Source organism: Actinomycetospora aeridis, from assembly GCF_037400275.1.
Lineage (GTDB): Bacteria > Actinomycetota > Actinomycetes > Mycobacteriales > Pseudonocardiaceae > Actinomycetospora > Actinomycetospora aeridis.
The window spans coordinates 209,653-228,542 of the sequence record NZ_JBBEGL010000007.1 but is presented as its reverse complement, the minus strand read 5'-3'; the positions used below and the strand labels follow the sequence as shown (position 1 = coordinate 228,542).

The following is an 18,890-nucleotide window of genomic DNA, read 5'->3' as shown; positions in this document are numbered from 1 at the left end:
TGCGGAGCAGGGAATTCTCTCCGCGAGGTGACGGCTACGGAACGTCAGTGCCGCAGCGTCGCGCTCGGTGAGCGGCCGTAGTGCTCGCGGTAGACCACCGAGAAGCGCCCGGGGTGGCCGAATCCCCAGCGGGCGGCGATGAGCTCGACGCGGTCGCCGCGGGTGGGGTCGCCCGCGAGCAGGTCGCGGTGGGCGCTCTCGAGGCGGATGCGGCGCAGGTACTCCAGCGGCGTGGTGTCGCGGTGGCGCCGGAACGCGAGCTGGAGCGACCGCGCGCCGATCCGGGCGGCGTCGGCGATCTCGGTCAGCCCGATGTCCTCGTGGGCGTGCGACTCCATGTACTCCACGGCCCGTCGCACCGTGGCGGGCTCGGCCCCGCCGTCGCCCGTGCCGGGGTCGTTGAGCACCTCGAGGGCGGTGTTCGGGAAGGTCGCCACCAGCGCGGTCGCCAGCTGGCGCAGCGTGTTCGACCGGACGAGCGGCGCGCCCATCAGCGCGTCGGAGGTCAGGACGTCGTCGTGGACGTGGGTGGCGAGCCGGCTCCAGTACTCGGCGAGCGCGAGCGACACGGGTGCCGAGGACGTGAACGCGACCGCCTCGGGCTCGATCCCGGCGATCTCGGCGGCGATGCGGCTGACCTCGGCGTGGTCGAGGACGGAGACCTGCACGGTCACGTCCTCCCAGCCCGTGTCGTAGTCCGACCAGCTCGGGCTGAGCTTCAGCGGGCCGCCGACGAAGCCCGACCCGTCGTCGACGTGGTGGGGCCCGCCGGCGAGGTTCTGCACGACGACCAGCGCGGGCGTGGGATCGCAGCGGGTGCGCAACGGACCGGAGTGGCGCAGGCGCCCGATCCCGAACAGGTCGGTGGCGGTGACCTCGGTCCAGAAGGTGAAGCCCTCCGGGTCGACCTTGACCGGGCGGAAGTCGGTGTAGGTCTCGCGGAGGTACTCGGTGGTGGCGTCCGGATCGGTGCTCGCCCACTGGTAGCGCATGACCGGTTCCGGTCGGCCCGCGACGCCCGTCATCTCTCGCTCCCTGGTCGATCGTGCGCGATTGATTATGGACGACCGATGCCGGGAGGGCGACGGTGAGGAGATCGTCGGTTTGCCGACGTGGTGCCTCGGTCAGCTCTGGGCGGCGACGGCGGCCAGGAGCAGCGCCGGGACGCCGGGGTGGGTCGCCAGTACCTGGGCGGGGACGACGTCGAGCTCGTGGCAGGCGCCGGTGCGGCGGTGGACCGCCCAGAACGCGCTGCTGCCCTGCGCGAGGACGAGGTGGTCGTCGAGCTCGCCGCCCTCGAGGTCGAGCGCGACCTCGTCGAGCGCGGGCAGCTCGGCGCCTCCGGCCAGGCGCCGCCGCGTCGTGCCGAACACCCGCAGCCCGTTCGCCTCGAAGCCGTCCTGGTCGCGCAGCAGCGCGAGGTGCTCGCGCGGGACGACGGCGCCGAGGTCGGCGACCCGGCGGACCAGCCCGGCGAGCTCCTCCTCCGACGCCCCGGGGAGCACGGTCTCGCCGCACGCGGCGGCGAGACGGCGCAGGGCGGTGGTGACGTCGAGGACGCTGGCGGTCACGGGAGCGAGCCTGGCAGTCCCGACGAAGATCCACGGCTCTGGTGCCGTGCCGGGGCGGCCGCTACGGTCAGTGGCGACCGGTGGCCCGTCCGGGCGACCCCGAACACCGCGGACGCGCCGATGAAGAAGCTCGCCGAGCTCCTGGTCTGTTTCCTGCACCCCGTGGCCGTGGTGCTCGTGTGGCTCAACCTCGTGGTGCGCCCGGAGCTCAGCGGCACGGCGAAGATCGTCTGGGCGGTGCTCGCCCTCGTGCCGATCGTGCCGTTCGTCTACGTGCTCACCGGCGGCGAGCTGTGGGAGGGCAAGAAGACCGGCGCGTGACGCCCCCGCCACCCCTCGTTCCCTCGATGGTGTGGCCGATGTGGGCGGGATCTCCTACCGTCGGCGGGGCCCGCGGTCCAGCAACGCGCCGCGGCGCCCCCGACCCGGATCGCCGACCACGGCAGGAGCGCGCATGCTCGAGCGTTGCGAGACGCTGTCGCGTGTGTCGGACGGGGCGGACTTCGCCGCCACGCTGGGCTTCCCGCCTCCCGAGGACGCGGCCTGGAGCCGGATCGTCGACGCCGGCGCCGAGAGCGTCGAGCTGAAGGTCCTGCTCACGCCGCAGCCGGGATCGACCCTCCACCTCGCCGGACGCCACGGTCGCGTCCGGGTGCGCCGCCTCCACCTGCTCGACACACCGGACCTCGGCCTGGCCCACCTCGGCGTGAACATCCGGCTGCGGGACCGCGGTCGCGACCGCTGGGACCTCACCGTGCGGGTCCGCGGCGAGGACCCCGTCCCCGGCGGCGTCCCGCCGACCGGGTCGCGCGTCGAGCTCGACGTGCTGCCCGGGCTGGTCTTCCGCAGCACCGAGGTGCGCACCACCGTGCCGCCGGGGACGGCCCTCGCCGTCCGCGACGGCCTGCGGGACGTCCGGGACGTCCTCTCCGACGACCAGACGACGCTGCTGCAGGGCGCGGCCGGCGCCCTCGCCGGCGCGGAGCTCGGCGTCTTCGGCCCGCTGGTGATCGAGCGGGCGACCGTGCCCCGCGTGCGCTGCCGTCTCCCGCACGCGCGGCACGAGCGCTGCCGGTTCCCCGGGGGCCGGGAGCTGGAGGAGTTCTCCGCGCGGTGCGCCCCCACCGAGGCCCGCGGCACGGCCGAGGCGCTCGCCGACTTCCTCGCCACCCACGGTCTCGACCCGGCTCCACCGCACCGGACGAAGACGGCGCTGTGGACCGACCAGCTCCGCAGCGCGCGCTACCGCTGACGGTCCGGCCCGACGCCCGGCAGGATCGACCCATGACGACGACGCTCCAGCACTGGGCCGGCGGTGCGGTCCTCACGTCCACGACGGAGCGGTTCGGCGACGTGACCGACCCCGCGACCGGGCAGGTGACCCGCCACCTCGCGCTCGCCACGGAGGCGGACGTCGAGGCGGTCGTGGGCGCGGCGCGGGAGGCGTTCCCGGGGTGGCGCGACACGTCGCTGGCGCGGCGCACGCAGATCCTGTTCGCGTTCCGGGAGCTGCTCAACGCCCGCGCCGGCGAGCTCGCGGAGATCATCACCGCCGAGCACGGCAAGGTGCTCTCCGACGCCGCCGGCGAGGTCGCCCGCGGTCAGGAGGTCGTGGAGTTCGCGTGCGGGATACCGCACCTGCTCAAGGGCTCCGCGACGGAGAACGCCTCCACGGGCGTCGACGTGCACTCGATCCGCCAGCCGCTCGGCGTGGTGGGGATCATCAGCCCGTTCAACTTCCCGGCCATGGTGCCGATGTGGTTCTTCCCGATCGCGATCGCGGCGGGCAACACCGTGGTGCTCAAGCCCTCGGAGAAGGTCCCGTCGGCAGCGCAGTGGATGGCCGAGCTCTGGCGTGAGGCGGGCCTGCCGGACGGGGTGTTCAACGTCCTGCACGGCGACGGGACCGCCGTGGACGGGCTGCTGACCCATCCCGACGTGCGCAGCATCAGCTTCGTCGGGTCGACCCCGATCGCGCGCCACGTCTACGAGACCGGGACTGCGCACGGCAAGCGGGTGCAGGCCCTGGGCGGGGCGAAGAACCACGCCGTGGTGCTGCCCGACGCCGACCTGGACCTGGCCGCCGACCAGACCGTCAACGCCGGGTTCGGGTCGGCGGGCGAGCGGTGCATGGCGATCTCGGCGGTGGTGGCCGTAGGGTCGGCCGCCGACCCGCTGGTGGAGAGGATCCGCCAGCGGGCCGAGGGTCTGGTCACCGGCGACGGGCGCCGCGGCGCCGACATGGGGCCGCTCGTGACCCGCGCGGCCCAGGAGCGGGTGTCGTCCTACGTCGACGCCGGCGAGGCGGCCGGGGCGACGCTGGTGGTCGACGGGCGTGGCGTGACGCCGGATGCCGACGGCGACGGTTTCTTCGTGGGTCCGACGCTGTTCGACCACGTCACCACCGACATGTCGATCTACACCGACGAGATCTTCGGGCCGGTGCTGTCGGTGCTGCGCGTCGGGACATACGACGAGGCCGTGGCGCTCGTCAACGCCAACCCGTACGGCAACGGCACCGCGATCTTCACCAACGACGGGGGCGCCGCGCGGCGCTTCCGGAACGAGGTCGAGGTCGGCATGATCGGGATCAACGTGCCCGTCCCGGTACCCACCGCCTACTACAGCTTCGGCGGCTGGAAGAGCTCGCTGTTCGGCGACACCCACGCCCACGGCACCGAGGGCGTGCACTTCTTCACGCGCGCGAAGGTCGTCACCACCCGGTGGACCGACCCCGCCCGCCGCGGGGGGGCGGGCGAGCTCGACCTGGGGTTCCCCCGCAACGTCTGAGGGCGCGTCACCGCGCGGGGTGCCACCGCCGGATCGCCTCGTACACGAGCGCACCGCCCGCGGCGGCGGGGAGGTCGACGAGTCCGAGCACGAGCAGCGCCGCCCCGCCCAGGTAGATCGGCGTGCGGTGGGGCAGGACGCGCTGGACGACCCGCGCGCCCTCCGCGGCGACGGACACCACGGAGTCCGTGATGCCGTGGGTGGAGGCCGGGGTCGAGGTCGGGCCGGCCGGGAGCGCGGGGCGTTGGGCGGCCGGTCCGGCGGTGATCCCGGCGGGCACGGGCTCGGCGCCGATCGGGGTCTCGGGTGCGGTGAGGGCGGTCTCGACCGGGTCCTCGCGGGTCTTGTCCTTGGCCATCCAGCGACGTTACGCCCGGATCTCCCCGCGCCCACCCCGCCGGATCCCGATCACACCCCGACCGCGCGGGCCCATTGCTCCGGGGCCGCGACCGGCCGGCCGTGCAGGGCGACGACGAGCGCCGGACGGAGTTCGGCCAGACGGCGGCGGGACGCGTCGGCGGTCGCCGGGTCGTCGTGCAGGCCCTGCGGGAGCGGCAGCCAGCGCGGCGTGCGGGGGTCGGCGGACACGTTCACCGGGCCGTCGCCGACGACGAGGACCCGGTCCTCGGCGCGCCACAGCGCGAGCGTGCCGGGGCTGTGGCCGGGCACGGCGAGCACCGCGAACCCGGCGACGCGGTCGCCCTCGACGAGGCGCCGGTCCACCCGCCGCCGCTCGCGGGCCAGCGGGGCGAGGACCGTCCGGCCGAGCGCGCCGGAGTGCGTGTCGAGCCGTCCGGTCTCGAACCGGTCGGCGTCGCCCTCGCCCATCGCGAGCGGTGCGCCGGTCTGCCGGCAGAGCCACGCGGTGGCGCCGACGTGGTCGCCGTGGGCATGGGTGACGGCGTGCTCGGCGATGTGCCGTCCCCGCAGCAGCACCGCGAGCCGCCGCGCCGACCACGGCAGGCCCGCGTCGACGACGACGTCGCCGTCGGGGCCCTCGAGCAGCACGGTCTGCAGCAGGCCGGCGGGGGCGAGGGCACCGAGGTGCACGCCGTCGGCGACCTCGCGGAGCTGGGCTGGCATACCGGGGAGCCTGTCAGGTCGCGAACGTCGCGACGACGAACCCGTCGCGCTCGGCGGTGCCCGTGACGGTCGCGGGGACGGGGTGGGCGAACCCCGGCGCGTCGGTGACGAGGCGCCCATCGGCGCGCACGCTAGCCGAACGGACCGCGCCGCCGCGGCCGTTCGGGGACCTCGGCGCCCGCCTGTCGCAGGACGGCGAGGAGCTCGTCGACCCGCGGCAGGTCCGGGGTCATGGCGATGCGCCCGTCGTCGGTGTGCACCGTCCACACCCAGCCCTCGCCCGAGCGCTTGCGCCGCAGGCGCCGCACGCGACGGACGTGGGTGTGCAGCACCCGCGCCGCGCCCGAGAGCAGGAGCGTGCCCTCGGGGTGCAGCTCGACGCGGTCGGCGGTGCGCAGCGTGAGCACGATGTTCAGCGGGACCAGGACCACGACCGCCACCAGCCACACGATCGAGAACAGGCTCAGCGCGCCGCCGCCGTGCAGCAGCGACCGGGCGCCCAACGCGAAGATCGTGGTCACCACGACGAGGAGCGCCAGGTTGAGGAAGCGTCGCCACCGGGGGAGGACCCAGACCCGGACGCCGGGGGCGGGCGCGTGCGGGACGTCGATCCGCTGCGTGTCGTCTCCGTGTGAGGTCATGACCCGCAGTCTGCGAGGCGTCGTCGCCCGTCGGGTCACACAGCGCTGAGGGCTCTCTGAGGGAACGGTGGCAGCCCTCCCGGCCGGGTCGAGGTCCCGGACATCCGCCATTACGCCCGAGTACGGGATGCGGTCCCGCGCCGTCAGCGCCGGCGCAGCACCAGCGCCGTGGTGATCAGCAGGACCACCGTGCCGAGGGTCTCCACGACGAGCGTCGTCGTCGCGAGCTCGTACTCGAGGCTCGACTCGATCCCGAACAGCCCGACGGTGAGGGCGAGGACGAGGGCGGCGAGCGTGCCGGCGAGGAACAGCAGGCCCAGCACCGTCGCGACGGTGAGCAGCGGCCCGCGCAGGGCCACCACCGCGATCGCGAGGACGAGACCGCCGAGCGCGTTGAGCAGGAAGAGGTTCCCGAGGACGCCGCCGGTGCCGCCCCACACCACCAGGTAGAGGTGGATGCCGCCCATCGCCAGCAGGGCGATCGCGCTGAGGACCTGCCAGAGCATGGTCGAGCGACGCTCGCCGCGCGCGATGCGCACCGTGGGCGTCTCACCCGGACCGATCGGACCGCCCGCCGCGTGTGCCATGTCCGCCGCCTCTCCCGCCGGGGTCGAGCCAGCCATGGTCCTCCTGACGCGACCCCCGGGTCGAGAGTCGATCGGGACGGCCGGCTACTCCGTCACCTTCCGTCCCGCTCGTCACCCGCGTTGCGCCGGGAGCTCGCGAAGAGGGCGCCGCCGAGGGGGATGAGCAGGAAGAACACCCAGGCGTTGGAGATCGGGACGGTGAAGAACAGGACGAGCGCGATGATCGGCAGCGCGCCGCTGATCGCCGGCCCGTACCGGGCGAGCGCCCCGGGCTCGCGGCGGGCGGGGACCGCGGCGGACGGGCCGGCCGAGGTGGTGGCGACCGGCGCGGACGTCTCGCCGGGCAGCGGCGGGTGGGGCTGGGGGAGGTCGGCGAACAGCGGCACGAGGTCGTCCACCGTGCGGGCCTCGGCGGCGCGCGCGCTGCGCTCGCCGTACTCCTCGGCGTCGAGACGCCCCGCCTCGAGGTGCTGGTCGAGCGCCGCCATCGCCGCGTCCCGGTCGGCGGTGCCGATGCGGGGCGAGGGGTGCCCGGGCTGCTCGGGCTGCGCGGGCACCGGCTCGGTCATGGCCGTCAGCATGCCACCGCAGCGTGGGGTCAGTGCACGGTCACCATGTCGCCCACGTGCAGCGCGCCGCCGCGGGTGACCTGCGCGTACGCGCCCGCGCACGGGAGCACACCGAAGCCGGTGACCTCGACGCGGTTGGCGCGCATCGGCTCGCGGACGGCGTGCGGCGAGCGCGGCAGCGTGCCGTGCTCGAGCGTCGGCACCGAGCACCGCGGCGTCGGCAGCGACACCTCCAGCATGACGGTGGTGCCGTCGGCGGCCGTGACGTGCAGCTCGCGGCCCAGCCAGGTGTTCTCGACGTAGGGCGGGGTGCCCTCGGGTGTCGTGATGACGAGGTTCGGCCGGTAACGGACGTACTCCACGCCGATCTCGTCCAGCGTCGCCGTGGTGATGAGGTGGACGGGGGAGTGGTCGACGAACGACGTCCCCGTGGTGCCCTGGGCGATCTCCAGGCTCGGCGCGTCGACCTCCGCCTCGACCCCCTGGTCGAGCACGTCGTCGGGGTCGGGGCGCTCGACGGACGCCGCGTCCGGGCGGTCCGCGGCCACCCGCACCGGGCGGCCCAGCTCGCCGGCGAGCGCGTCGGCCACCCACGGGTCGAGCGCGTCGCGGGTCCAGCCCTGCGGCGACGTGATCCGCACCCGGCCGTCCTGCGCGACCGCGGAGTACCGCAGCAGGTCACGCCACAGGCGCGGGTGCTTGGCCGTCGCGACCTTCCCGGTGAGCTCGTCCACCAGGGCGAGCCCCCGATCGCCCGCCAGCCCGCCGTGGTCCACCGGCGAGCCGTCGAGCGGCTCGCCCAGCATGGACTTCACCGGGTACCGCCACAGCGCCGTGATCTGCATCCGCCGTCCTCACCCTCGCCTGATCCCGCCGCCCGATCCCCGCGGACCGTAGCCGGGCCGCGGGGCGGGCGGGGTCTCACTGGCGCTGGGAGATCCCGCTCATGCACCACTGACCGTCGGTCACGCCGAGCACCAGGTCGGCCGGCAGCCGCTGGACCTGGCCCTGCGCGCTGAGCGTGAGGTCGACGGGGGCCCGGGCCTGTGTGTCGAGCACGAGCTGGGTCGGCCCCGCGGGCTCCGCCGCCTGGATCAGGCCCAGCGCGTCGGGCGGGAACGGGTTGGTCGGGTTGCCCTGCTGGTCGCGGCAGGACACGGCCTCGAGGGCCGCCGGGTCCTTGGCCGCGAGCGCGGAGGTCATCTGGGCGGCCCGGGCGTCGGGCGAGCCGGGCGTGACCACCCAGCCGGGGGCGATGAACGCCGTCACCGCGAGCGCGACCACGGCGACGGCCGCCACCGCGGTGGTGACGACCAGCGCCCAGGGCCGCGGCTCCGGCTCGTCGTCCTCGTCGAGGTCGTCCCCGTCCTCGTCGTCGAGGAGGCCGTCGGTGCTCGCCGTGTCCGCGCCGGTCGTCTCGGAATCGGTCGTCTCCGAATCGGTCGCCTCCGCTTCCGACGTGGTGTCGGTCGCGTCGGTGCTCGTCGACCCGGAGTCGGTGTCGGTCTCCGTGTCGGGCTCCGTGTCGGTCTCTGTGACGGCGTCCGTGTCCCGCTCGTCGGTCAGGGTCTCGCTGCGGCCGGGATCGGCCATCCTCGTCAGTCCTCTCGCGGCGCGCCGACGGGGCGCCGGGTCGGTGCCGTGTCGCCCCGCACCGTGCCCTACGCAGGTCAGGGCACGCGCACCCGGGGGCGTGGCCCGGGCGAAGCGTGCCGATCGTCGGAGATGTCCTCCTCCCGGACCGCTCCGGCATCCGCCGACATCACGCGGGTGGGCCGAGCCCCTCGGCGGCCTCGGTGAGTCGCCCCAGCACCTCGGTCCAGCCGCGCACGAACGCCCCGCCGAGGTAGCCGCCGGGCCGGGCGCAGTCCTCGCCGAGCTGGGCGTCGGACATCGCCTCCCAGCCGCGGTGCTCCACCGCGACGCGGGTCAGCGCCGGGCCCAGCGCGGTGAACGTCAGCTCCACCTCGGTGGGCGCGGGCGTCATGTTCCAGGTCATGACGAGGCGCTCGGGCGGTTCCCAGGCGAGCAGGTGGCCCCAGTCGCACTCCGTGCCGTCGTCCCAGCGCTCGTAGACGCGGCCCTCGACGCGCGGCTCGACGTGCACGGCGCGCACGCGGTCCTTCCCCGCCGAGTACGGCTGCAGCGGCCACCACTGCCCGATCGTCGAGACGAACACGTCGAACGTGTGCTCGCGGGTGCTGCGCACCATCGTCGACTGCCGGATGGGTGGACGGCGCAGACCCGTCACCCCGGCCGTCACGTCAGCCCGCGGCGTGGTGCTCGTCATCGCTGATCCCCCTGTCCGCCTCCACGAGCCGCCGGGCGGTGTCCAGCGACGACCCCCACATGTCGGTGAGGAACTCCCGCAGCCCCTCGAGCCCCTCCGGGCGGGCGCGGTAGAGCCGGCGGGTGCCCTCGCGGCGCTCGGTGAGCAGGCCGGCGTCCTTGAGCACCGTGAGGTGCTGGCTCACCGCCGGGCGCGTGACCTCGAACGCCGCGGCGATCTCGCCGGCCGAGAGCTCGTCGTGGGCGACGAGGCGCAGGATCGACCGGCGCCGGGGCTCCACGAGGGCGCGCAGCGTCACGGTCTCCGGGTCCTCCACGGTGCACCTCCGTCAGCAAGAACGAACGTTAGCGCAGGTGCACGGTCGAGGGCCAGCGCGCCTACTTGATCAGCTTCTGGACCTCGCGGAACGCCGCGTTCTCGCTCGACCCCAGCCACTCGAACACGACCATCTCGGTCGTGACGACGTCGACGCCGTGAGCGCACATCCGCTCGAGGGCGCGGTCGCGGTTCGTGGCGGTGCGACTGCCGACGGCGTCGGCGACCACCGCGACGTCCCGGCCCGTCGCGCGCAGCGCGAGCACGGTCTGCAGGACGCAGACGTGGGCCTCGCAGCCGGCGACGACGATCGCGCCGGGACCGGGATCGATGCCCGCGGCGAAGCCCGTCTTGGCGACGGCGGGTTCCGGCAGCAGGGAGGCGATTGCCGCGACGGTGGGGCCCAGGCCGTCGGGGTTCTGCTCGGTCGCGGCGACGCCCACCCCCAGCCGCGTGGCCGCCTGCACGAGACGCGCGGTGTTCTCGACCACCGCCTCGCCGTCCGCGATCGCCGGCATGAGGCGTGCCTGCAGGTCGACGACGAGCAGGGTCGAGTCCTCGGCGGAGATCAGGGGCACGGGACGACCGTAGGCGCTGCGCGCGGTTGACGGGACCGTCCGCGCGCCGTAGGGCATGCACGTGACCACTGCGTCCCCGGCCGACCACGGCCGCACCGACCGCGTCGCCGACTACACCGAGCGCTTCGCCGCCTTCCTCGACGCGGAGGTCGCGCCGCTGGAGGAGGAGCTCGCCGCCGCGGACGTCGGCACCGCCTTCAACCCCCGCCTCGACGAGGCCGGCCGCATGCACGGCGCGGTGTGGGAGGCGCGGCGGGAGGTGCAGCGCCGTTCCGCGCGCGCCGGGCTCTACAACCCGCACGTCGGGGCCGCGGTCGGCGGCGGCGGGTTCACGCGTGCCGAGATGCAGCACGTCGAGGAGTTCGTCTACCGGCGCGCGGGGCTCGGTCTCGGGCTGGCGGCCCTGGCGTGGACCGAGGGCGCGAACCCGGCGATCGAGCACTGCTCGGAGCGCGCCCGCAAGGAGTGGCTCGAACCGCTGATGGCCGGCGAGATCACCGCGGCGTTCGCCAACACCGAGATGGCCGTCGGCACCGACGTCCTCGCGATGGAGACCACCGCGCGGCGCGACGGCGACGACTGGATCCTCGACGGCAGCAAGGCCTGGATCACCAACGCGCACTTCGCCGACGTCGTGCAGGTCGTGGCCGTCACCGACCCGGGCGCGGGCACCCGGTCGCTGTCGATGTTCCTCGTCGACGCGACCAGCCCCGGCTTCACCCGCGGCCGCGACATCCCCACGATGCTGAACGACGGCCTCACCGGCGAGCTCCACCTCGACGGCGTGCGGGTGCCGGCGGACAACGTCGTCGGCGAGGTCGGCGACGGCTTCGCGCTGGCCATGGCGTGGATCAACTGGCGACGCCTGTGCCGCGGGGGGATGTGCGCGGGGTGGGGCACGTGGCTGCTGGAGCGCGCCCTCGACCGCGCGCAGCAGCGGACCTCGGGCGGCCGGCCGATCGGCGAGCTGCAGTCGGTGCAGCACATGCTGGCCGACATGGACGCCGACGTGTACGCGGCGCGGGCGGCGTCCCTGCAGGCCCAGGTCGAGCTGGACGCGCTGCCCGGCGGGGCGTTCGGGATGCCGCTGCACCCGGACGCGCCGCGTCTGACGAGCCTGGTCAAGGTGATCAACGACGAGGCCTTCTTCCGCGTCGCGGACCGCGCGGTGCAGGTCCACGGCGGGACGGGCCTGCGGCTGGGCTCGCCCGAGGAGAAGCTCTTCCGGCTCGCCCGCAACCTGAAGATCCCGGCGGGCACCGTCGAGATCCAGCGCAACGCGATCGCGCGGGGGCTCTTGCGGCGGGGGACCGGCCGGTGAGGGTGGCCGCCGTGACCGGGCGCTTCCAGCCGGTGCACGCCCAGCACCTCGAGCTGTTCGCCCTCGCCCTCGCCGAGCACGACCACCTCGTCGTCGCGGTCACCAACCCCGACGCCGACGCCCGCCACGTCGCGGCCACCTCGTCCCACCGCCACACCGACGACGCCAACCCGTTCACCTACTTCGAGCGCGCCCGGCTGCTCACGGCCGCCCTGCACGGCGCGGGGATGGCCGACCGCGCGACCGTCGTCCCGTTCGACCTCACCCGCCCCGCGGTGTGGCCGGACTACGTCCCGCGCGACGCCGTCCACTACGTCCGGGCCTACTCGGCGTGGGAGAAGGACAAGGCCGAGCGGCTGGCCGACGGGGGCTACGGCGTGGTCGTCGTCGACGGCGACCCCGCGGTCAAGCTCGACGCGGCCACCATCCGCGCCGCGTTCACCGACGGGACGTGGGCGGAGCTCGTGCCGCCGGCGACGGTGCCCCTGTTGCGCGAGCTGCTGGAGCGTCGGTGAGACCGCCCGGGTACGGGGAGGACCAGCCGCGGCTCGACGACGACCGGCTGCCCGTCGTGCTCGTCGTCCTCGACGGCCTCGGTGACCGGCCGGTCCCGGAGCTCGGGGGCCTCACGCCGTCCGAGGCGGCGCGCACGCCGGTGCTCGACGCCCTCGCCGCGCGCGGTTCGTCGGGCTGGCACCTGCCGTTCGGCTGGGGACGTGCCCCGTCCTCGGAGCTCGCGCACTGGGCGATGTTCGGCTACGACGACGTGCCGTTCCCGGGCCGGGCGGTGCTCGAGGCGCTCGGCGCGGGCCTCGACGTGGCGCCCGACACCGCCGTCACGCACGCCGCGCTGCGGACGTCGACGGTCGCCCCCGACGGCCGGGTGTGGATCACCGGCCGGACGGCGGGGCGGGACGCCGACGACGCGGCGGCGCTGCTCGACGCCCTCGGGCCGGTGGTGGCGGCGCACGGCGCGCGGCTGGAGAGGCTCGGCGGGCGGGGCGAGGCGCTGCTGGTGCTGTCGAGTCGCGGCAGCGGCGCCGTCACCGACTCCGATCCCTTCTTCGAGGACCGCCACCCCTGGCTGCGGGTGCTGGCGTGCGAGGAGGCGGCGTCGTCGACCGCGGAGACGCTGACCGCCCTGCTGCTCGAGGCGCGGTCGGTGCTCGTCGAGCACCCCGTCAACGCGGACCGCCGCGCCCGCGACCGCCCGCCGCTCGACGTCCTGACGACCAAGTGGTCCGGCGCGCGCGGGGACGTGCCGCGCTTCGTCGACCACGTCGGCGTGCGCGGCGCCGCCGTCACCAGCACCCGGCTCTACCGCGGCCTCGGCGCCCTCCTGGACCTGCGCACCCGCCACCTGCCGCCCTACCTGGACCCCCGCGCCGACCTCGGCACCGAGCTCGCCGACCGCCTCACCGCCGCGCAGGAGCTGCTCGACGAGGGCGCGGCGTTCGTCCACGTGCACACCAAGGCGACCGACGACGCCGGACACACCAAGCAGCCGCGGGCCAAGCTCGAGGTGCTCGAGGCCGCCGACCCGGGTCTGGGTGCGCTGCACGAGCTCGCCCACCGGGCGGTCGTCGCCGTCACCGGGGACCACGCGACGCCCTCGACCGGCGGGGTCCTGCACACCGGCGACCCCACCCCGCTCGTGGTCGCGGGGCCGACGGTGCGCCGGGACGCGGTCGAGGCGTTCGGCGAGGGTCCGGCCGCCGCCGGCTGGTACGGCTCGCTGCAGGCCCGTGAGCTGCTGCCGCTGCTGCTCGGCCACGCCAACCGGGCGTCGTTCCTGGGTCACCGCCCCACGGCCCGTCCGACCGCGGCGCTGCCCGACGCCCCCGAGGCGATGGTCCTGCCGGCGGGTGCGTGGGGTCGACGGGGCGCGCGGCGCTCGGGCTGACCTCGGCAGGTCTTCCCGCCACCGGCCGGGAATGCACCACGATCAGCTCCATGCCGCCCGAGCACGGTCACGCCCCCTACGCAGGCAGTGGCCTCGACGCCGCCGTCGTCCCCACCTTCACCGCCGAACCGGGCGTGATGCCCGGCCACCGGCTGCCCGAGCACGAGCTGGCGCCGGAGATCGCGCACCAGCTCGTGCGCGACGAGCTGATGCTCGACGGCAACGCGCGCCTCAACCTCGCCACGTTCGTCACGACGTGGATGGAGCCGCACGCGTCAATGCTGCTGGCCGAGTGCGCCGACAAGAACATGATCGACAAGGACGAGTACCCGCGCACCGCCGAGCTCGAGCAGCGGTGCGTGCGGATGCTCGCCGACCTCTGGCACGCGCCCCACCCGCGGACGGCGCCCGGCACCTCGACGGCGGGGTCGAGCGAGGCGTGCATGCTCGCCGGCCTCGCGCTCAAGCGCCGCTGGCACGCGCGGGGCCGGACCGGCCGCCCGAACATCGTCATGGGCGGCAACGTGCAGATCTGCTGGGAGAAGTTCGCGAACTACTTCGAGGTCGAGGCCCGCCTCGTGCCGATGAGCGGCGAGCGCTTCCACCTCGACGCCCAGGAGGCGCTCGCGCGGGTCGACGAGGACACGATCGGCGTCGTCGCGGTGCTCGGCTCCACCTTCGACGGCAGCTACGAGCCCGTCGCCGACATCTGCGCCGCCCTCGACGACCTCGCCGCGCGCGGCGGCCCGGACGTGCCCGTGCACGTCGACGGCGCCTCCGGCGCGATGGTCGCGCCGTTCCTCGACCCGGACCTGGTGTGGGACTTCCGCCTGCCGCGCGTCGCCTCGATCAACACGAGCGGCCACAAGTACGGCCTCGTCTACCCGGGCCTCGGCTGGGTCGCCTGGCGCGACGAGGCCGCGCTGCCCGAGGAACTGATCTATCGGGTGAACTACCTGGGCGACGAGATGGCGACGTTCACGCTCAACTTCTCGCGCTCGGGCGCGCCGGTCGCCGCGCAGTACTACCAGTTCCTGCGCCTGGGCCGGGACGGCTACACCCGCGTGCAGCGGCACTGCCGGGAGGTCGCCACGACGCTCGCCGCCGGCCTCGAGCGCCTCGGCCCGTTCCGCCTGCTCACCCGCGGCGACGAGCTGCCCGTGTTCGCGGCGGCGCTGCGACCCGACGTCACCGCGTACTCGGTGTTCGACGTCTCCGCCGGCCTGCGGGAGCACGGCTGGCAGGTCCCGGCCTACACCTTCCCGGCCGACCGCACCGACCTCGCGGTGCTGCGGTTCGTCGTCCGCAACGGCATGACGCACAGCCTCGCCGACCTCCTGCTCGCCGACCTCCGTCGCGTGCTCGACCGCCTCGGACGGCAGGACCGGCCGCAGCGCGACGCCGCCCACGACGCGTCGTTCAGCCACACCGGGGCGCCCGCCCGGTGAGCACGCCCGCGTCCGGGAATCCGTCCGTCTGCGACAAGCCCGCACCCCGACGCGGATGAGAGAGTCGGGGGAAGCGCACCACGACGGCGGGAGGTCCGGCCATGACCGTCCCCTCCGTCGTGCCCTGCCGCGGTGGCGCGTGGGCGCCCGGGACGATGGTCGCCGACGCGATGCTGCGCCGGCCGAAGGTGTGCGAGCCGTCCACCACGGTCGGGCAGGCACGCCGGATGTTCGGCGACGACCACGTCCACGCCCTGCTCGTCGTCGCCGCGGACGTGCTGCTGGCGGTGGTGGAGCGCGCTGACCTCGAGGGCGCGCCGGACGCCGCCCCGGCGGCGCGGTGCGGGCAGCTCGGCGATCGGGTCGTGGGCCCGGACGCCGACCTGCACGAGACCTGGCACGCCATGACCGGACGGCGGCTCGCCGTGGTCGACGTGCGCGGGCACCTGCTCGGCCTGCTGTGCCTCAAGCGCAGCCGGCGTGGCTTCTGCACGGCGGAGGACGTCGCGGCGCGGGAGCGGGAACGGCGCCTCGCGGGCCAGCCCCGACCCGTAGCTTGACGCGTGTGGACTTCCGCGAACCCGAGGACCACCGGCTCGTGCGTGCGGCCGTCCGCGAGCTGTGCGCGCGCTTCGACGACGACTACTGGGCGGAGTGCGAGCGCACCCACACGTTCCCGTGGGCGTTCTACGACGCCATGGCCGCGGGCGGCTGGATCGGCGTCGCCATCCCCGAGCAGTACGGGGGCGGCGGGCAGGGCATCGCGGTCGCCGCGATCGTGCTCGAGGAGGTCGCGGCCTCCGGCGCGTGCATGAACGGCGCCAGCGCCGTGCACATGTCGATCTTCGGGATGCACCCGGTGGTGCTGCACGGCAGCGAGGAGATGCGCGCCCGGTACCTGCCCCGCGTCGCGACCGGCGAGCTGCACGTCGCGTTCGGCGTCACCGAGCCGGACGCCGGGCTCGACACCACGGCGGTGACGACCCGCGCCGTCCGCGAGGGCGACGCCTACCGCGTGCACGGGCGCAAGGTGTGGACGTCGAAGGCGCTGGAGTCGGAGAAGGTGCTCCTGCTGGTGCGCACGACGCCGCTCGCCGAGTGCACGAAGCGCACCGACGGGCTCAGCCTGCTCCTGGCCGACCTCCGCGACCCCGCCGTGACCATCACGCCGATCCCGAAGATGGGCCGCAACGCCGTCGCGTCCTGCGAGGTGGCCTACGACGGGCTCCTCGTGGCCGCCGACGACCTCGTGGGGGAGGAGGGCCGCGGGTTCCGTCACCTGCTCGACGGCCTCAACGCCGAGCGCGTGCTCATCGCCGCGGAGGCGCTGGGTACCGGGCGGGCGGCGCTGCGCCGGGCCGTCGCGTACGCGAAGGAACGGCGCGTGTTCGGGCGCAGCATCGGCGCCAACCAGGCCGTCGCGCACCCCCTCGCGGAGGCCCACGCGCGGCTGCACGCGGCGTCGCTCGTGGTCGCCGAGGCGGCCTGGACGATCGACCGCGGCGACCCGGCGGGCGAGGCCGCGAACACCGCCAAGTTCGTCGCCGCCGAAGCCGGGTTCTTCGCGGCCGACGTCGCCGTGCAGACCCACGGCGGCTTCGGGTACGCCGAGGAGTTCCACGTGGAGCGCTACTTCCGGGAGGCCCGGCTGCAGCGCCTGGCCCCGCTGCCCCAGGCGATGGCCCTGAACTACCTCGCGCAGTCCGTGCTCGGGCTGGAGCGCTCGTACTGATGCTCGGCGACCACGTCCGGCCCGGCGACGGCGTGTGGTGGGGCCAGGCCGGCGCGGAGGCGGCGCCGCTGGTGGACGCGTTGCTCGACCGTGGTGTGCCGGTCCGCGCGTTCTGCGGGCTCACCGTGAACCCGCGGCTGCGTGACCCGCCCGCCGGGCTCGCCCTGACCTCCTACGGCGCGCTCGGGTCGCTGCGGGCGGCGGACGCGCTCGACGTCGTGCCCGCGCACTACTCCGCGCTGCCGCGGCTGTTCGCCGAGGGGCTGCTGCCCACGGACGTCGGCCTGGTGCAGGTCTCGCCGCCCGGCCCCGACGGCACGTGCTCGCTCGGGGTCGGGCCCGACTACGTCGCCGATGCCGTGCCCCACACCCGCGTGCTGCTCGCCGAGATCAACCACCGCATGCCGCGCACGGCGGGCACCCCCGGCATCCCGCGCGAGCGGTTCGCCGGTGTCGTCGAGACCGACCGGCCGCTCGCCCCGGTGCCCGACCGGGTCCCCGACGCCGTCGACGCCGCGATCGCCGGCCACGTCGCCGGGCTCGTCGAGGACGGCGACACCGTGCAGATCGGCGTCGGCGCCCTGCCCACCGCGATCCTCGCGGGCCTGTCCGGGCACCGGGACCTCGGCTTCCACGCCGGCATGCTCACCACGGGCGTGCTGCGCCTCGTCGAGCAGGGCGCGATCACCGGCGCGCGCAAGGAGATCGACCCGGGGCTGCTGGTCACCGGCACCGCGATCGGCGGTGAGGAGCTCTACGCGCGCGTCCCGGACCTGCCCGTGCTCTTCCGGCCCGCGTCCTACACCCACGACCCGGGCGTCCTCGCGCAGCTGCGCCGCCTGGTCGCGATCAACTCCGCGCTCGAGGTCGACCTCGCCGGACAGGTCGGCGCGGAGTCGGCCGGCGGGCGCCGGCTCGGCGCGATCGGGGGACAGGCCGACTTCTCCGGCGCCGCCGCCCGCACCGGCGCGCGCTCGATCATCGCCCTGCGCGCCGTCGCCGGCGGGCGCTCGACGATCGTCCGCGCGCTGTCCGGGCCGGTCACCACCGCGCGGGCCGACGTCGACGCCGTCGTCACCGAGCACGGCGTCGCCCACCTGCGCGGATGCGGCGAGCGCGACCGGGCCCGGCGGCTGCGGGCGATCGCCGCGCCGGAGCACCGCGAGGCGCTCCAGGGTCGTGATCGCGTCGGGTCGGACGGTCGGTCCCGGTGAAGCGACGGCCTCACCGGTGCCGCCCTCAGCGGCCGGGGAACACGGGCGGACGCTTCGCGAAGAACGCGGACACGCCCTCCACGCGGTCCTCGCTGTCCACGACGCGCGCGACGGCGGCGTCGGTGTCCGCCCAGCCCTGCGCGTCGGCGTCGCGCAGCGCGGCGTCGAGGGCGGCGAGCGTGGCCTGCACGGCGACGGGGGAGCGCGCGGCGATGCGCTCGGCGAGGACGAGCGCGCGCTCCTCCGCCTGCCCCGGGTCGACGAGCTCGCCGACCAGCCCGAGCTCGTACGCCCGCTCGGCGCCGATCGGGTCGCCCGTGAGCAGCATCTGCCGCGCCACGGTCGGCGGCAGCGCGCGCGGCCCGCGGAAGAGCGCGCCGCAGTTGGCGACGAGCCCCAGCCCGACCTCCGGGAGCCCGCACCGGGCGCCCCGGGACGCGACGACGACGTCGCACGCCAGCACGATCTCGAAGCCGCCGCCGAACGCGATCCCCTCGACGGCGGCGACCAGCGGCGCCGTACGCCGGCGGGCGACCACCCCGTAGTTGCCGCCCCGTGGCGTCGGCGCGCCCGGCCCGACGCTGATGTCGGTGCCGGCGCAGAAGACCTCCGGCCCGCCGGTGAGCACCCCGCAGCGCAGCTCCGGGTCGTCGTCGAGGGTGTCCAGGGCCCGGTCGAGCGCGGTCGTCATGGCGCGGTCGACGGCGTTGCGCTTGTCGGTGCGGGTCATCCGCACCAGCAGCACGTGCCCACGGCGCTCGGTCCGCACGCGCGCGGCGATCTCGTCCTCGGTGGGCGTGGGTGGTGCGGGCCAGAGACCGGTCATGTCTCAATCCTGGACGGTTCAC

Annotated in this window: 23 protein-coding genes; 10 read left to right on the top strand and 13 right to left on the bottom strand. The window is 75.2% G+C overall.

The window, feature by feature from the left end:
* Positions 1-44 precede the first annotated feature (44 nt).
* Positions 45-1,025, bottom strand: a complete 981-nt coding sequence (locus WCD41_RS24705) for a helix-turn-helix domain-containing protein (protein WP_337717490.1) — start codon at positions 1,023-1,025, stop codon at positions 45-47.
* Positions 1,026-1,124: 99 nt separating this feature from the next.
* Positions 1,125-1,571: a hypothetical protein gene (locus WCD41_RS24700; protein ID WP_337717488.1), complete on the bottom strand. Its 447-nt coding sequence runs from the start codon at positions 1,569-1,571 to the stop codon at positions 1,125-1,127.
* A gap of 120 nt (positions 1,572-1,691) precedes the next feature.
* On the opposite strand from WCD41_RS24700, the gene WCD41_RS24695 reads away from it, so the two are divergent.
* From WCD41_RS24695 to WCD41_RS24685, 3 genes are all read left to right on the top strand, one after another.
* A complete protein-coding gene (locus WCD41_RS24695; RefSeq protein ID WP_337717486.1) occupies positions 1,692-1,892 on the top strand; it encodes a hypothetical protein in 201 nt (66 codons plus the stop codon).
* Between the two features lie 163 nt (positions 1,893-2,055).
* Positions 2,056-2,823, top strand: coding sequence for a hypothetical protein (locus WCD41_RS24690; protein ID WP_337717485.1), 768 nt, complete (start codon positions 2,056-2,058; stop codon positions 2,821-2,823).
* A gap of 32 nt (positions 2,824-2,855) precedes the next feature.
* A complete protein-coding gene (locus WCD41_RS24685; RefSeq protein WP_337717482.1) occupies positions 2,856-4,361 on the top strand; it encodes a CoA-acylating methylmalonate-semialdehyde dehydrogenase in 1,506 nt (501 codons plus the stop codon).
* A gap of 7 nt (positions 4,362-4,368) precedes the next feature.
* Here the strand turns inward: WCD41_RS24685 and WCD41_RS24680 are convergent, their stop codons facing one another.
* The 10 genes from WCD41_RS24680 to WCD41_RS24635 all read right to left on the bottom strand — a co-directional run bounded on the left by WCD41_RS24680 (position 4,369) and on the right by WCD41_RS24635 (position 10,424).
* Positions 4,369-4,719, bottom strand: a complete 351-nt coding sequence (locus WCD41_RS24680) for a hypothetical protein (protein WP_337717480.1) — start codon at positions 4,717-4,719, stop codon at positions 4,369-4,371.
* 50 nt (positions 4,720-4,769) lie between these two features.
* Entirely contained in the window at positions 4,770-5,444 is a 675-nt protein-coding gene (locus tag WCD41_RS24675) for an MBL fold metallo-hydrolase (protein ID WP_337717478.1), read from the bottom strand.
* A 131-nt stretch (positions 5,445-5,575) separates the two neighbouring features.
* Positions 5,576-6,085: a hypothetical protein gene (locus WCD41_RS24670; RefSeq protein ID WP_337717475.1), complete on the bottom strand. Its 510-nt coding sequence runs from the start codon at positions 6,083-6,085 to the stop codon at positions 5,576-5,578.
* A 143-nt stretch (positions 6,086-6,228) separates the two neighbouring features.
* A complete protein-coding gene (locus WCD41_RS24665; RefSeq protein WP_337717473.1) occupies positions 6,229-6,708 on the bottom strand; it encodes a hypothetical protein in 480 nt (159 codons plus the stop codon).
* Positions 6,709-6,764: 56 nt separating this feature from the next.
* Positions 6,765-7,241, bottom strand: a complete 477-nt coding sequence (locus tag WCD41_RS24660) for a DUF1707 SHOCT-like domain-containing protein (RefSeq protein ID WP_337717471.1) — start codon at positions 7,239-7,241, stop codon at positions 6,765-6,767.
* Positions 7,242-7,270: 29 nt separating this feature from the next.
* Positions 7,271-8,086: an MOSC domain-containing protein gene (locus WCD41_RS24655; protein WP_337717469.1), complete on the bottom strand. Its 816-nt coding sequence runs from the start codon at positions 8,084-8,086 to the stop codon at positions 7,271-7,273.
* A 76-nt stretch (positions 8,087-8,162) separates the two neighbouring features.
* Positions 8,163-8,834 carry a hypothetical protein gene (locus WCD41_RS24650; protein WP_337717468.1) on the bottom strand — a complete coding sequence of 224 codons (672 nt, stop codon included), beginning with the start codon at positions 8,832-8,834 and terminating at the stop codon, positions 8,163-8,165.
* Positions 8,835-9,003: 169 nt separating this feature from the next.
* Positions 9,004-9,531 (bottom strand): SRPBCC domain-containing protein, encoded by a 528-nt coding sequence (locus WCD41_RS24645; RefSeq protein WP_337717466.1) that lies wholly within the window; start codon positions 9,529-9,531, stop codon positions 9,004-9,006.
* The gene (locus tag WCD41_RS24640) at positions 9,506-9,847 is read right to left on the bottom strand and encodes an ArsR/SmtB family transcription factor (RefSeq protein ID WP_337717464.1); all 342 of its coding nucleotides are present in this window, start codon (positions 9,845-9,847) and stop codon (positions 9,506-9,508) included. Before WCD41_RS24640 ends, WCD41_RS24645 begins: the two co-directional genes overlap by 26 nt.
* A gap of 61 nt (positions 9,848-9,908) precedes the next feature.
* Complete coding sequence (locus tag WCD41_RS24635) at positions 9,909-10,424, bottom strand: isochorismatase family protein (protein ID WP_337717462.1); 516 nt, start codon at positions 10,422-10,424, stop codon at positions 9,909-9,911.
* 61 nt (positions 10,425-10,485) lie between these two features.
* Here WCD41_RS24635 and WCD41_RS24630 point away from each other — a divergent pair, with 61 nt between their 5' ends.
* From WCD41_RS24630 to WCD41_RS24600, 7 genes are all read left to right on the top strand, one after another.
* Positions 10,486-11,745 (top strand): acyl-CoA dehydrogenase family protein, encoded by a 1,260-nt coding sequence (locus tag WCD41_RS24630; RefSeq protein WP_337717460.1) that lies wholly within the window; start codon positions 10,486-10,488, stop codon positions 11,743-11,745.
* An 11-nt stretch (positions 11,746-11,756) separates the two neighbouring features.
* Positions 11,757-12,260 (top strand): cytidyltransferase, encoded by a 504-nt coding sequence (locus WCD41_RS24625; protein WP_337717459.1) that lies wholly within the window; start codon positions 11,757-11,759, stop codon positions 12,258-12,260.
* On the top strand, positions 12,257-13,648 hold the full coding sequence (locus tag WCD41_RS24620) for an alkaline phosphatase family protein (protein WP_337717457.1): 1,392 nt from the start codon (positions 12,257-12,259) through the stop codon (positions 13,646-13,648). Before WCD41_RS24625 ends, WCD41_RS24620 begins: the two co-directional genes overlap by 4 nt.
* Before the next feature lie 50 nt (positions 13,649-13,698).
* Complete coding sequence (gene gad / locus WCD41_RS24615; RefSeq protein WP_507237362.1) at positions 13,699-15,096, top strand: glutamate decarboxylase; 1,398 nt, start codon at positions 13,699-13,701, stop codon at positions 15,094-15,096.
* Positions 15,097-15,197: 101 nt separating this feature from the next.
* The gene (locus WCD41_RS24610) at positions 15,198-15,656 is read left to right on the top strand and encodes a CBS domain-containing protein (protein ID WP_337717455.1); all 459 of its coding nucleotides are present in this window, start codon (positions 15,198-15,200) and stop codon (positions 15,654-15,656) included.
* A 5-nt stretch (positions 15,657-15,661) separates the two neighbouring features.
* Positions 15,662-16,828, top strand: a complete 1,167-nt coding sequence (locus WCD41_RS24605; protein WP_337717453.1) for an acyl-CoA dehydrogenase family protein — start codon at positions 15,662-15,664, stop codon at positions 16,826-16,828.
* Positions 16,828-18,042 (top strand): acetyl-CoA hydrolase/transferase family protein, encoded by a 1,215-nt coding sequence (locus tag WCD41_RS24600; RefSeq protein ID WP_337717451.1) that lies wholly within the window; start codon positions 16,828-16,830, stop codon positions 18,040-18,042. The genes WCD41_RS24605 and WCD41_RS24600 overlap by 1 nt, the downstream gene beginning before the upstream one ends.
* A gap of 25 nt (positions 18,043-18,067) precedes the next feature.
* On the opposite strand, the gene WCD41_RS24595 is transcribed toward WCD41_RS24600, so the two are convergent.
* Positions 18,068-18,868 (bottom strand): enoyl-CoA hydratase-related protein, encoded by an 801-nt coding sequence (locus WCD41_RS24595; protein WP_337717450.1) that lies wholly within the window; start codon positions 18,866-18,868, stop codon positions 18,068-18,070.
* Between the last annotated feature and the right edge of the window lie 22 nt (positions 18,869-18,890).

Excerpts from the sequence above, each read along its gene's own strand:
- WCD41_RS24705 (WP_337717490.1), bottom strand. The coding sequence starts at position 1,025 with ATGACGGGCGTCGCGGGCCGACCGGAACCGGTCATGCGCTACCAGTGG.
- WCD41_RS24695 (WP_337717486.1), top strand. The coding sequence starts at position 1,692 with ATGAAGAAGCTCGCCGAGCTCCTGGTCTGTTTCCTGCACCCCGTGGCC.
- WCD41_RS24685 (WP_337717482.1), top strand. The coding sequence starts at position 2,856 with ATGACGACGACGCTCCAGCACTGGGCCGGCGGTGCGGTCCTCACGTCC.
- WCD41_RS24680 (WP_337717480.1), bottom strand. The coding sequence starts at position 4,719 with ATGGCCAAGGACAAGACCCGCGAGGACCCGGTCGAGACCGCCCTCACC.
- WCD41_RS24675 (WP_337717478.1), bottom strand. The coding sequence starts at position 5,444 with ATGCCAGCCCAGCTCCGCGAGGTCGCCGACGGCGTGCACCTCGGTGCC.
- WCD41_RS24670 (WP_337717475.1), bottom strand. The coding sequence starts at position 6,085 with ATGACCTCACACGGAGACGACACGCAGCGGATCGACGTCCCGCACGCG.
- WCD41_RS24665 (WP_337717473.1), bottom strand. The coding sequence starts at position 6,708 with ATGGCTGGCTCGACCCCGGCGGGAGAGGCGGCGGACATGGCACACGCG.
- WCD41_RS24660 (WP_337717471.1), bottom strand. The coding sequence starts at position 7,241 with ATGACCGAGCCGGTGCCCGCGCAGCCCGAGCAGCCCGGGCACCCCTCG.
- WCD41_RS24655 (WP_337717469.1), bottom strand. The coding sequence starts at position 8,086 with ATGCAGATCACGGCGCTGTGGCGGTACCCGGTGAAGTCCATGCTGGGC.
- WCD41_RS24650 (WP_337717468.1), bottom strand. The coding sequence starts at position 8,834 with ATGGCCGATCCCGGCCGCAGCGAGACCCTGACCGACGAGCGGGACACG.
- WCD41_RS24645 (WP_337717466.1), bottom strand. The coding sequence starts at position 9,531 with ATGACGAGCACCACGCCGCGGGCTGACGTGACGGCCGGGGTGACGGGT.
- gad (WP_507237362.1), top strand. The coding sequence starts at position 13,699 with ATGCCGCCCGAGCACGGTCACGCCCCCTACGCAGGCAGTGGCCTCGAC.
- WCD41_RS24610 (WP_337717455.1), top strand. The coding sequence starts at position 15,198 with ATGACCGTCCCCTCCGTCGTGCCCTGCCGCGGTGGCGCGTGGGCGCCC.
- WCD41_RS24600 (WP_337717451.1), top strand. The coding sequence starts at position 16,828 with ATGCTCGGCGACCACGTCCGGCCCGGCGACGGCGTGTGGTGGGGCCAG.
- WCD41_RS24595 (WP_337717450.1), bottom strand. The coding sequence starts at position 18,868 with ATGACCGGTCTCTGGCCCGCACCACCCACGCCCACCGAGGACGAGATC.